Source organism: Peribacillus sp. NPDC056705 (assembly GCF_043656335.1).
In genome coordinates this window covers 16,761-28,845 of sequence record NZ_JBHTYI010000045.1, presented here as the reverse complement: position 1 = coordinate 28,845, position 12,085 = coordinate 16,761, and the positions used below count along the sequence as shown (strand labels likewise).

Sequence of the window (12,085 nt, the reverse complement as noted above, 5' to 3'; positions counted from 1 at the left end):
ATTAGGGAGGATTATATATAAAATTATCCGGATAATTGTGAAAAAATTAATCTGTATTCATTATTTTTTGTTAAAAACACTGTAATATCAATGTTTTTTAATAATAGACAGAATTTTTTTAATTTTAAATGTTTACACAATTGTATATTATATGATATATTTTCGGAAACGATTACATATGATTTTTGAAATGGGATTCTATAAGATAAACAGTTTGCTAAAGAGCATTGATAGGCAGACAAAATCATGAATTTGAAATGAAAGCGCTTTATAGAGAGCGTTTTCCTGATTGAATTTATTCCATCTATTAGCAGAAATAACTGTGAAGTGAAAAAAGTGATCGTTATTTTTAAAGGAGGAATCTTCAATGAGCACATCGCTTAGTAGAAAAAATGCATTTTATGGCCATTTCATAAATGGGCAATGGATATCCGATCAACATACAATCGCTGTTAAGAACAAATATAACAAAGAAGAAATTGCCCAGATTGGCAGGGCATCCCGCGAAATTGTTTCTGAAGCGGTGACCAATGCCTTGGAAACCTTTAATACGAGAAAGCTAGATTCCGATCAACGCTACGAGATTTTAATGCGTGCAGCGGAAATCGCGAAAGAAAGAAAAGAAGAGTTGGCGATGATTCTGGTTCAGGAAGTCGGTAAAGTATTGAAGGACGCCAGAGGGGAAATCGATAGAGGAATTCAAACAATGATTGCATCAGCGGAAGAAGCAAAACGGATTGCCGGTACGGGTGTCCCTTTGGGGCAGTCTGGAAATGACAATAAGATGGCTTTCACCATCCGGGTTCCTGTTGGAGTTATCGGTGCAATCACCCCGTTTAACTTCCCGTTCAATCTCACCATCCACAAGGTGGCACCTGCTTTGGCAGCGGGAAATACTATCGTGTTGAAGCCGGCTGAACTGACGCCGCTCATTGCATGCAAGATAGCAGAAATCTTTTCCGAAGCTGGATTGCCCGCAGGTTTTCTGAATGTGGTCAACGGGTTTGGGCAGGAAACAGGTCAATACCTTTTGGAGGATGAACGAATTGCGATGTTCACTTTTACAGGGAGTCCCGGCGTAGGCCGGCATATTAAGAGCAGTACGGGAATTCGTAAGGTTACCTTGGAATTAGGGAATAACTCCCCAAATATCATTCACAAGGATGTCCCTGATTTAGACAGAGCAGTTGAGCTCTGTGTCACGCGGGGGTATGTGAATGCAGGGCAAGCCTGCATCTCTGTGCAGCGCATCTACGTTCATAGAGATATCTGCGATGTGTTTGTGGAGAAGGCAGTCAAGGTGGCAAAGGGCTTGAAGGTCGGAAATCCTGCAGATCCTTCCACGGACATTGGTCCCATGATTTCCGAGAAGGAAGCAAGGCGTGCAGAGGAATGGATTCAGGAAGCCGGGCGTCTAGGGGCCAAAGTGGTATATGGAGGGAAAAGGAGGGAATCGATCCTGGAACCTACTATATTAATAGATGTGAAACCGGAAATGAAGGTAGTCTGCCAGGAAGTGTTCGCACCGGTGATCAGCATCATTCCTTTCGATAGAATCGAGGAGGCTTTCTATCAGGCCAATGATACGAAGTTCGGCTTACAAGTTGGTTTATTTACATCCGATATCACTTTGGCCATGCGGGCAACACAGGAACTTCATTTTGGCGGTGTGATCATCAATGATGTTTCTACATACCGTGCCGACATCATGCCGTATGGAGGCGTGAAGGACAGCGGAATTGGCAAAGAAGGACCGCATTATGCCATGCAAGAGATGACAGACGAAAAACTTGTCGTCATCAATCTATAGACTTTGGAGGTAAGGGATATGAGAAACACATGGGATTTTTATTCTACCGAAAGAATCGTATTTGGAAACGGGGCGATCGGGCAATTGGATTCAATCCTGCAAAGGCTAAAGGCGAAAAACATTTTGCTCGTTACTGACCCAGGGATCAAAAACGCTGGTATCGTGGACAGAATTTCATCGTTGTTGGAGCAAGCAAATTACGAAACAGTTATCTATGACCAGGTCGTACCGGAGCCGCCTGTAGTTTCGGCGATGGACTGTTTTAAGTTTGCGGAATCTCAAATGGATATTGATGCAGTAATTGGCCTTGGCGGAGGAAGCAGCATTGATATGGCCAAAATCGTCGCCTTGTTGGTCGCCCATGGAGGGCATCCCCTGGATTATTATGGCGGGGAAAACCAGGTTCCCGGACCAATCGCCCCTCTTGTAGCGATTCCGACGACGGCTGGAACCGGTTCGGAAGTGACATCAGTAGCGGTATTGACCGATGTGGAAAATAACCTGAAAGTTGGTATCTCGGATAACTACCTAAGACCAACCGTTGCTCTGCTTGATCCAGAATTAACGTTAGGGCTTCCCGCTTATGTTACAGCTTGTTCTGGAATTGATGCTCTGTCACATGCGATAGAGGCATACACAGCCAAACCTTCTGCATATATCCAGGCAGAAGGAAACATTTTATTCCAAGGTTCAATCCCCATTAGCGATGCACTCGCCTATAGAGCTATTGAATTGATTGCAACAAACCTGCCGCTTGCTGTGCAGCAAGGGAGCAATCTCGAGGCCCGTTCCAATATGCTAATGGGCAGCCTGCTTGCTGGAATGTCCTTTTCAAATGCAGGTACGGCTGCAGCCCATGCATTGGCTTACCCAATCGGAGGGCTTGTGAAGTCACCGCATGGAGAGGTGACCGGGCTCTTGCTTCCATATGTCATGGAATATAATGCAGTTGTAGAAACAGAAAAAATGGTGAGGATTTCCCAAGCATTCAATGTGAACTCGGATGGCCTCTCCGATAAGGAAGCCGCTTTGGCTGCTTCAAAAGCTGTGCTTACCCTGCTTGGGGAAATTGGACTGCCTACAAAGCTGACGGAGATTGGGATCAAAGAAGAGGATATTCCCGAAATTGCTGAGAAGACCCTCCAAATCGATCGCCTGATTCGGAATAACCCAAGAGTGCCAACCCAGCACAGTTTAGAAGAATTACTTAGAAAAGCTTTATAGATTACTTGGAGGAATGGTGTCCCTGGAAGGTTAAGCATCATTCATGATGGATCTGCAGACCGGGGCGGAAAGGGTTTCACTATCTAATAGAATATAAAAGGGGAGGAAGATGAAAATGTCACTTATGCCTTTTACATATAGTATGCCGACACGGGTGGAGTGCGGTAACGGAATATCTGGAAAAACAGGGGAACTAATTAAGGATTTAGGTGTATCGAGTGTGCTGATCGTAACAGATAAAGGGGTTAGAGGAGCCGGTCTCTTACAAGGCATTGAAAAATCCCTTGCTTCGGCAAACCTTTATTTTGAGATTTACGATGAGGTGGAGCCTAATCCATCGGCTCAAACAATCCAACAGGGTACAGTGTATCTTAACCAGCAAAAGCTGGAGGCGGTTCTGGCTGTAGGCGGAGGAAGCAGCATTGACACAGCCAAGGGCATCGCGGCAATGGCTACTAATCCCGGCCATATCCTGGATTATGAAGGAGTTGGAAAGATTTCCAACCATCCGCTCCCGATCATAGCAATCCCGACTACGGCTGGAACTGGCAGTGAAGCTACTAATTCGACAGTGGTAACGAATAAGGACACCTCTTTTAAATTAGGAGTACTTAGTTCACTTCTGTTTCCAAAGCTAGCTATATTGGATCCTGCCCTTACATTGAATTTGCCTCAAGAGATCACTGCAGCAACTGGTATGGATGCTCTTACTCATGCCATTGAATCTTATACCTCAAAATCTGCCAACCCTGTCAGCAAGGCTTTCGCGATGCAGGCCATTAAGATGATCGGTGAAAATTTAACGCGATCGTACTTTGTTGGAACGGACATGGAAAGCAGGGAAAACATGCTTGTAGCCTCCCTGTTAGCTGGTGCAGCCTTTTCACAATCCCGACTGGGTAATGTACACGCCATTTCCCATACATTTGGAGGAGTCTTTAATATCCCGCATGGCATCGCAAATGCGGCACTATTGCCATTCGTCATGAGATTCAATCTGCCGGCATGTGAAGACCAGTATAGGGAAATTGCAATAGCTTTAGGAATGGATGTAAGCGGTTTATCCAATGCGCAAGCAGCCGAGAAAGCAATCGAAACCATCGTCGAAATGAATCGGAGCATGAATATTCCTCTAAATATTAAAGAGCTTGGAGTCTCATTGGACGTTTTGCCGAAATTAGTGGAAGATTCCATGCGAAGCGGAAACGTGGTCGTTAATCCAAGGCTGACGAAGGCATCGGATATCCAACTGATTATAGAGAAGGCTTATGAGGGGGATTTTGAAGGTTTTAATAATGGTAATCGCAATGCAAGCAGTGCCAAAAGTTCAGAAACGGCCATCGTGAATGTATAAAAACCAATCAATTTGATAATCACCTGGAATTTCAGGGGATTTCGAATCAGTTTCCCCTTTTCAACTTTTTTCGGACATATGGATTTCCCGCAGCATTTTTTCTACCTGAATATAATTTTCTAATGAGGTGACGTATGAAAAAGACCAATGGAAGATGGCTTGTAGTGGTACTCCTTTTCGTCGCAACAACAATCAATTATATGGATAGGGCAATTCTTGGCATTGCAGGACCCTCGATGATGAAGGATCTTTCGCTTTCGGCAGTCGAATTCGGGATATTGGGGTCAGCGTTCTTTTGGTCGTATGCCTTAATGCAGATCCCGGTCGGGGTAATCGTTGATAAATTGGGGGCACGCTTAACGTATTCGATTGCCATCGTTTGGTGGTCGCTCTGTACGGTGTTTACTGGAATGGGACGTTCGCTTGGCGGACTGATCGGTATCCGCGTTTTAATGGGAATCGGAGAGGCTCCAGCGTTTCCGACCAATACGCGCGTTATTTCAGACTGGCTGCCGTCACACGAACGGGGCATTGCAAACGGGATTTTTAATTCTGGTACAGCTATCGGGATTGGCATAACGACACCCATTTTAGCATGGATCATCCAGACTTGGGGATGGCAAGCATCCTTTGTGGTAATTGGATCCATCGGTTTTGTATGGCTGGCATTCTGGTTATTCTATTTCAAAAACCATCCAGAGCAAAGTAAGATTGCAAACGAGGCCGAAGTAGCCTATATCAAAGAGGAGCAAACTCAAACCGAAAAAGCGCCGACACTAAACATCTCACCATTTAAATTCTTTAAATTCAGAAGTGTTTACCCTATGTTATATGGCTTGTTTGCCCATAACTATCTTACTTATTTAATGATGACCTGGCTTCCCACTTATCTTGTAGTCGAAAGGCAAATGACTCTTTTAAAAGCCGGATTTTTCACGATGCTACCTTGGATTATGTCCTTTCTGGGAAATATTCTAGGAGGGGTGTTGTCGGATATCTTGATTAAAAGAGGCTGGAATTCCATCAAAGCAAGAAAGATTGTTTTAACCATCGGTATGCTTTTTCCATTAGCCATTATACCGACTATCTATACAGACAGCGCCCTAATGGCACTTACGTATATCTCAATAGCAATCGGGGGTGAAGGATTGGCTGCGGGCATTCTTTGGGCCACTGTTTCGGATGTTGCTCCAAAGGGTGCGGAAGGAAAGCTTGCAGGGCTGCAAAACTTCGTGGGGAACCTCGCTGGCTGGATAGCTCCAGTCGCAACAGGGATCTTAATAGCGAAGTTCAATAATTTCAATATAGCCCTGATCATACCTGTAGTCATTTGCCTAATTGCTGCAGTAGGGTATACATTCGTTCTTAAAAATGAAAGGATTTCCATAAACACGGACATTGACGGGGGAACTAAAGTTTCAGGGCTCTAATCTTTTTGTGTATATAATGAAGCGCTTTGCAAATTCAACGAAAAAAGGAGACGTATTCATGCTGAAAACTAGTGGATTAGTCAATTTATCTGAACTGAAAATGTATGTAAACGGTGAATGGACTGCAGCACATAACGGAGAAACATTACCAGTAACAAATCCATCAACAGGGAAAGTGGTGGCAAGGATTCCAAATGGAGGACGCCAAGAAACGAATGCGGCCATTGCAGCTGCTGAGGAAGCGTTTAAAACCTGGTCAAAACTGACCGCACAGGAACGCAGTAAATATCTAAAGAAATTGCATGACCTTATGCATGAATATAAAGATGAATTAGCAGAAATCATGAGTATGGAAATGGGCAAGCCCTTTACGGAAGCCCGGGGCGAAGTGGATTTCGCTGCAAGCTACCTGGAATGGTTTGCTGAAGAAGGCCGCCGGATTTATGGGGAAACGATCCCTCCTTCTGCAGCAAATAAAAGGCTATCGGTGATTCGCCAGCCGATTGGAGTAGTCGCTTCCATTACCCCTTGGAATTTCCCGTTGGCCATGATGACGCGGAAAGTGGGACCTGCCATGGCCGCTGGATGTACAGTCATTGTCAAGCCTGCTAAACAATCTCCTATTAGTGCGTTAGCGTTTGGGAATTTGGTAGAAATGGCGGGAGTGCCTGCTGGAGTGGTCAGTATCGTAACAGGGAGTGCCGGACCTATCTCGGATGAAATTTTTGAAAATCCGGTAGTAAGGAAAATTTCTTTTACCGGATCTACTGAAGTAGGCAAATTGCTGGTTACCAAGTCAGCCCCGCAACTCAAGAGACTTTCCCTTGAGCTTGGAGGACACGCGCCGTTCATCGTTTTTGAAGATGCTGATTTGGAAGCCGCAGCAGCTGGTGCCGTTGCAAGCAAATTCAGGAACACCGGACAAACGTGCGTATGCGCCAATCGAATTTATGTCCACCGTTCTGTCATCGATAAATTCTCTGCACTTTTTGTTGAAAAGGTACAAGCTCTAAAAGTCGGAAATAGCATTGATCCAACCGTTGAAGTCGGGCCTCTTGTAAGCAGTGATGGCCTGGAAAAGGTAGAGGAACATGTACAAGATGCCTTGGAAAAAGGTGCCAGCCTTCTTTGTGGCGGACAAAGAGTTGAAGGGGAATTGGCAGATGGATTATTCTATGAACCGACCGTTCTGGGTGGAGTGAACAATGATATGCTCATCACATACCAAGAAACATTTGGACCGGTCGCACCAATCATCCCGTTTGATACAGAAGAAGAGGTAATCGAGCTTGCCAACAATACAGAGTATGGGCTGGCCGCATATTTTTACACACAGAATATAAGCAGGGGAGTCAGGGTATCCGAAGCTCTGGAGTTCGGCATCATCGGATACAACGACGCCATTCCCACCGTTGCCCAAGCCCCATTTGGCGGCATGAAAGAAAGCGGCATGGGGAGGGAAGGCGGCCATCAAGGCCTTGAAGAATATTTAGAAGAAAAATATATATCGATGGGTTTTTAAAATAGGGCAAGAAAAGGCTTAAGGTGAAGTCGAATCCTTAAGCCTTTCCTTATTTACCTCATAAAAAGTCTTAATTCAACACACGCTCCCCATTGATTAACAAACATCAGTTACAGAACCCATGGCCAGGTTGTTTTACATCCTAAGACAAATAAAATAATATCCTGAATTTTTGAATTGGTAACATGCAAATTCGCTTATAGACAAAATTGTGACACAAGGAAGGTGCAAAAATGAATGTTTCAGAAGCTAAATATAAAATTGACAAGTTTACCGACACACTTTAACTCCAAGGCCTGCTTCTTTGGCAGCAGCTATACCTTCTATGACAGGCTTTATCCCCCTCCACATAACCGGGTTATTATCCTCTGCAAAAAAAACATGCTCGCAATATGCACATGCCCAATATGTGGTTGTGGCGTTAAAAAACATATCTCAGACGTCATATTTTACCTAGTTTGGTATTTGTATAAATGACAAGCAAAGGGGGAAAATGATATAAGAATAATGAAATTTGAAAGGGAAAATGAGAAGTCATGAACTCAATAATAGTAGAAATAAATGAGGTTTTTAAAGATGCAGAAGACTTTTTCATAGAACCGTTTAGTTTGGCTGGTGAAGCAGTCCTTTTACTTGGTTTACATTCAATAGTCAACCTTATAAAAACAAAAGAAATATTAAAAAAAGATATGGATACCAGTGAAGTGATTCATTCAATAAAAGTAAAAAGAACTTTTTTCAACAGAAAAGGTATTGAAATAAATAGTGAAGAAGCAATAAAGTCTATTCTTCAGGGTAAACTCATTATTTACTCAAAAGAAAAAAATATAATGTCGCTATTTGAACCAATTCCCATAGAATTAAATCGGTCAATTGAACCGCCAGCTAATGAAAACGTATTGCAAGGTCCTTTAGATTCTTTTATTGAAGATATGTCAACAAATATAGGAATAGTGAGAAAAAAAGTTTCCTCTGCTCAGCTCTCAGTTAAAACCTATACGTTAGGAAGTGATCAAAAAAAGAAATTATCAATAGTTTATTTGGACGACCGAGCAGATAAAGGTGTGATTAAAAAGATCATTTCACATATTGAAATGAATCAACACACAAATATTCTCTATCTTCAGCATCTTTATCGTTTTATGGGTATGCGAAAATGGGAGGTTATCCCTCAGTTTAATAACACAGAAATGCCATTAGAAGCAGTAGATGGTTTAAACAAAGGAAAGGTCATTCTATTCGTTGACGGTTTTCCCTTTGCGCTTATCTTGCCACATTTATTATGGGATATGTTCGCCCAGGCGAATGACCGTAACTTTGCTTACCCAATAATGAGCGCCATCCGATTTTTACGTGTTCTTGGCGCTTTGGTTACCCTTATATTTCCAGCTCTCTATGTGGCCCTTGTTGCTGTAAATCCTGAGATATTAAAAATTGAACTGGCTCTATCGATTGCTCAGAGCAGGGAGGGAATACCCTATCCCCCTTTTGTTGAAATTACAATTATGCTCCTTATTTTAGAGTTAATTATTGAAGCGAGTATAAGGCTTCCGCTCAGTATCGGTCCAACGGTAACAATGGTAGGGGGAATTGTCATCGGACAAGCAGTAGTAGACGCAAAGCTGGTTAGCAACCTGTTAATTATCATTGTAGCAGCAACCTCGATAGCGAATTCAAGCGTTGTAGGGTTTCAAAATGCGTTAATCCTGCGCTTACTTAAATATGTAGTTGTTATTTTTGCTTCAATCTATGGCGTGTTGGGAATATTATCCGGTCTGGTATTCATAAGCGCTTACTTTGCAAGTCGAGAGATATTTGGAATTCCATACACTAGTTTAACTAAGGGGAGGGGGGGAATTGGATAAAAGCCTTCAGGTTATATGCATGGGGTTAATGTCTCATTTTGGTCTTATTTTTTTCATTTATCCGGAAAGAATTATTGCCAGCACACAAAAAGGTCACTGGGAACCGATTTTAATTCAATGTGTCATATTTATTCTATTTTTATGGCTTTACCTAAAGGGTCTATCTTATTTTCCAAAACAGGATATTATCGGTATTTTAAAGACCTTAGGTAAAGCTTTTTCTTTCACATTACTTTTTCCTGTTCTTCTTTACTTAATTATAACTACTATTGAACTTGTTAGCGCCTATGCAGAAGTGACCAACATTATCTTTTTAGCGAATACTCCTACATGGGCAATTATTACATTAATGATTCTTATATCAACTTATATCGCCGTAAAAGGAATCGAAACCATCTTACGTACAGCCTTATTAATATTCTGTATCTTTTTCCCGTTAATCTTACTTACGCTTTTGATTTGCTTTCAAGACGTTGATTGGCATAATGCATTTCCGATTATGGATACCGGCTTTAATTTTTTTCGAGAACCTCCCTTTTATACAAGTTTTTTTTCTTTCGCCATTGTTTTTTCATTTTTAGGTTTTATTCCAAAAAAAATATCGTATAACTCTAAAAAAATCATGTTTGCAGTCTTTTTGCTTATCCCATTTTTTTTCTTATCCGTTTATTTACCTCTTTTAACCTTTGGAAATGAAACGGCTAGTACGCTGCTTTTTCCCTTTATAACCACATTGGATAAAGTTCAGCTTCAATGGCTTATATTTGACAGGGCAACCTTGTTTTTTGCGTTAAGCCTAGTTACCTTTATCATGTTGCTTACTTCCTTACTCTTATGGCAGTCCTCTATAATAATGAGTCAATATATCCCGGGATTAAAGCAAAAATATCATATTGTAGTCCTATCTGTTAGCATTTTTATCATTTGCTTATGTATTCCTAGTTGGCAAGAGACTGAGAAGTTGCTATGGTGGAATACTGCTTTCCGATTTTATATTTTAATCGTACTCCCTTTAATAATATTCCTAATCGGTGTAAGGAGAAAAAGACTATCATGAGAAGTATTATGATTTGTTTTAAACTAGTACTTAGCCTATGTATATTGATGCCATTAAGTGGTTGCTGGGATATTAAAGACATTAACCATAGAGCGTTTCCGGTTGCAATGGGAATTACTAAAGAGGGAGAAAAATTCAAAGTCTTACTTCAAATTCCTATTTCTTCAGAGGGTGTTCAAAAACAGGCAATTGTCAAAGGAACAGGGTTAACCATTTTAAAAGCTGTAGAGGATATTAGAACTAATATGGAAAGCAGTGTAGACTTATTGCACATAAGGATAATCATATTTGATCGAAAATTAGTAGAAGAAGGAGGGATGGAAGAACCGATTAACACGTTTATGAGAATTCGTGAAATATCTTCAAAAACATTAATCGCAATATGTGATGATAATATAGATTCTTTTTTCTTAGCACTCAAAAAGAATATAGAAAAAGGGATAAATATTTATGACTTTTTTGAGAAATATGCAGGTTGGACCCCACAAATATCTTTAACACGTCTATGGCATGTTTATCGAGCCCTTAATTCCTACACTCAAAATGTAGCAATTCCTATGGTCAAATCAGGGGAAAACACTGCAGTTACTTATACAGGTTCTGCAGTGATGAAAAAAGGAAAACTCGTATCTAAAATGGATCCTAAAGAAACCCTCCTTTTTAATGCCTTTCATGGGAACAGTATGAAGGGAAGGGTAGAAGTAATGGAACATGCAACAATCATGATTGTTGGAAATACAGGTTTTCATAAAGGTGAACTAAGAAATCATATTCCATATATGTTCTCAACGATTCGTTTAAATGTAGTTATTCAAGAGAGAAGGGGAAAAGTTTCCAATGCAATAATTAAAAAAGAGCTGGAAAAGGTATTGGCTAATCGTTTCGATGGAATGCTGAAACGATTTCAAAAGCAAGAATCAGATGTCTTCGGTTTGGGACAATACTATAGAAATAAAATTCCTTATGAGGAATTGAAGGACTGGCGAAAGAAATATTATCCCAATCTAGAAATGAAGCTTACCATTCATACTACTATACAAAACGAGGGAAATATCAAGACTATAACTGACAAATAGATTTTGGATATCATACAAAAAATGGGTAAGCTTTAATTTTAAAATGATTATTATCAAGAGCCCCATGCATCATAGTGACTTTGAAGTGGAAATAATACAGTTTATCCTCTACTTCTGATTGTATATATACTTATAATCCTTTAAGAAATAGTGAATAGTGAATGAGAATACTAAAAGGGGCTGTCTAATAAGTCCCTAAAATAAAACAGGTGAAGAAAAACGATTCGTTTTTTTTTACCTGTTTTTCTAGTTTTAAAATTATTCATTGTAAGTAGCTGGCGAAAGCCAGCTACCTTCAGTATAATGGCCTACGATTCCAAACTCCGTTTGGACTTTCCCTAAGCCAAGAATTTTTAAAACTTTTTTAGACACCAAAATTATTTACTCAAAAGTAAAAGACTTCAACGTTGAAAAATGGCATATAAAATGAAACAGGTATTAGTTTTGACTGTGGTAAAGTAGATCTTTAAATGAATATCCGCCCACTTTATAGGCTACTAAAAATTCTTACTTATGCTAAGGATGAAAAAGTTACACTAAACTAAAAAATCCTCCCCTGCAAAGGAGACAGATTTATTTTCTAACCGAGCTGCTGGACGGGAGCAAATCATAATAGTTTTTATGTTAGTTCTAAAATTGACTGCAAACGTAAATTCAGATGCTCTCATTCCCCGTCCTTGAAGAGCCAGTGGAAGTTTGAATCACTTTATCGAAACTCCCATGTTTCTCCTGGACTAATAAACCCAC

General features: G+C 40.7%; 8 protein-coding genes. All 8 read left to right on the top strand.

The genetic code is table 11. The features are described 5' to 3' along the window. The first annotated feature begins 367 nt into the window (after positions 1-367). The 8 genes from ACFRAK_RS25880 (at position 368) to ACFRAK_RS25845 (ending at position 11,338) form a co-directional block, all read left to right on the top strand. Entirely contained in the window at positions 368-1,810 is a 1,443-nt protein-coding gene (locus tag ACFRAK_RS25880; protein WP_387604311.1) for an aldehyde dehydrogenase family protein, read from the top strand. Positions 1,811-1,828: 18 nt separating this feature from the next. Further along, the gene (locus ACFRAK_RS25875; protein WP_394572780.1) at positions 1,829-3,034 is read left to right on the top strand and encodes a hydroxyacid-oxoacid transhydrogenase; all 1,206 of its coding nucleotides are present in this window, start codon (positions 1,829-1,831) and stop codon (positions 3,032-3,034) included. 115 nt (positions 3,035-3,149) lie between these two features. Continuing rightward, positions 3,150-4,388, top strand: a complete 1,239-nt coding sequence (locus ACFRAK_RS25870; protein ID WP_394572779.1) for an iron-containing alcohol dehydrogenase — start codon at positions 3,150-3,152, stop codon at positions 4,386-4,388. A gap of 134 nt (positions 4,389-4,522) precedes the next feature. Then, positions 4,523-5,818: an MFS transporter gene (locus tag ACFRAK_RS25865; protein WP_387604317.1), complete on the top strand. Its 1,296-nt coding sequence runs from the start codon at positions 4,523-4,525 to the stop codon at positions 5,816-5,818. A gap of 58 nt (positions 5,819-5,876) precedes the next feature. Then, positions 5,877-7,340: an NAD-dependent succinate-semialdehyde dehydrogenase gene (locus ACFRAK_RS25860; RefSeq protein WP_394572778.1), complete on the top strand. Its 1,464-nt coding sequence runs from the start codon at positions 5,877-5,879 to the stop codon at positions 7,338-7,340. Between the two features lie 536 nt (positions 7,341-7,876). After that, positions 7,877-9,205: a spore germination protein gene (locus tag ACFRAK_RS25855; protein WP_387604321.1), complete on the top strand. Its 1,329-nt coding sequence runs from the start codon at positions 7,877-7,879 to the stop codon at positions 9,203-9,205. Beyond that, a complete protein-coding gene (locus ACFRAK_RS25850; RefSeq protein ID WP_387604323.1) occupies positions 9,198-10,262 on the top strand; it encodes a GerAB/ArcD/ProY family transporter in 1,065 nt (354 codons plus the stop codon). The genes ACFRAK_RS25855 and ACFRAK_RS25850 overlap by 8 nt, the downstream gene beginning before the upstream one ends. Next, positions 10,259-11,338 (top strand): Ger(x)C family spore germination protein, encoded by a 1,080-nt coding sequence (locus tag ACFRAK_RS25845; RefSeq protein WP_387604325.1) that lies wholly within the window; start codon positions 10,259-10,261, stop codon positions 11,336-11,338. Before ACFRAK_RS25850 ends, ACFRAK_RS25845 begins: the two co-directional genes overlap by 4 nt. Positions 11,339-12,085: the final 747 nt, after the last annotated feature.

Excerpts from the sequence above, each read along its gene's own strand:
- ACFRAK_RS25860 (WP_394572778.1), top strand. The coding sequence starts at position 5,877 with ATGCTGAAAACTAGTGGATTAGTCAATTTATCTGAACTGAAAATGTAT.
- ACFRAK_RS25875 (WP_394572780.1), top strand. The coding sequence starts at position 1,829 with ATGAGAAACACATGGGATTTTTATTCTACCGAAAGAATCGTATTTGGA.
- ACFRAK_RS25855 (WP_387604321.1), top strand. The coding sequence starts at position 7,877 with ATGAACTCAATAATAGTAGAAATAAATGAGGTTTTTAAAGATGCAGAA.
- ACFRAK_RS25870 (WP_394572779.1), top strand. The coding sequence starts at position 3,150 with ATGTCACTTATGCCTTTTACATATAGTATGCCGACACGGGTGGAGTGC.
- ACFRAK_RS25845 (WP_387604325.1), top strand. The coding sequence starts at position 10,259 with ATGAGAAGTATTATGATTTGTTTTAAACTAGTACTTAGCCTATGTATA.
- ACFRAK_RS25865 (WP_387604317.1), top strand. The coding sequence starts at position 4,523 with ATGAAAAAGACCAATGGAAGATGGCTTGTAGTGGTACTCCTTTTCGTC.
- ACFRAK_RS25880 (WP_387604311.1), top strand. The coding sequence starts at position 368 with ATGAGCACATCGCTTAGTAGAAAAAATGCATTTTATGGCCATTTCATA.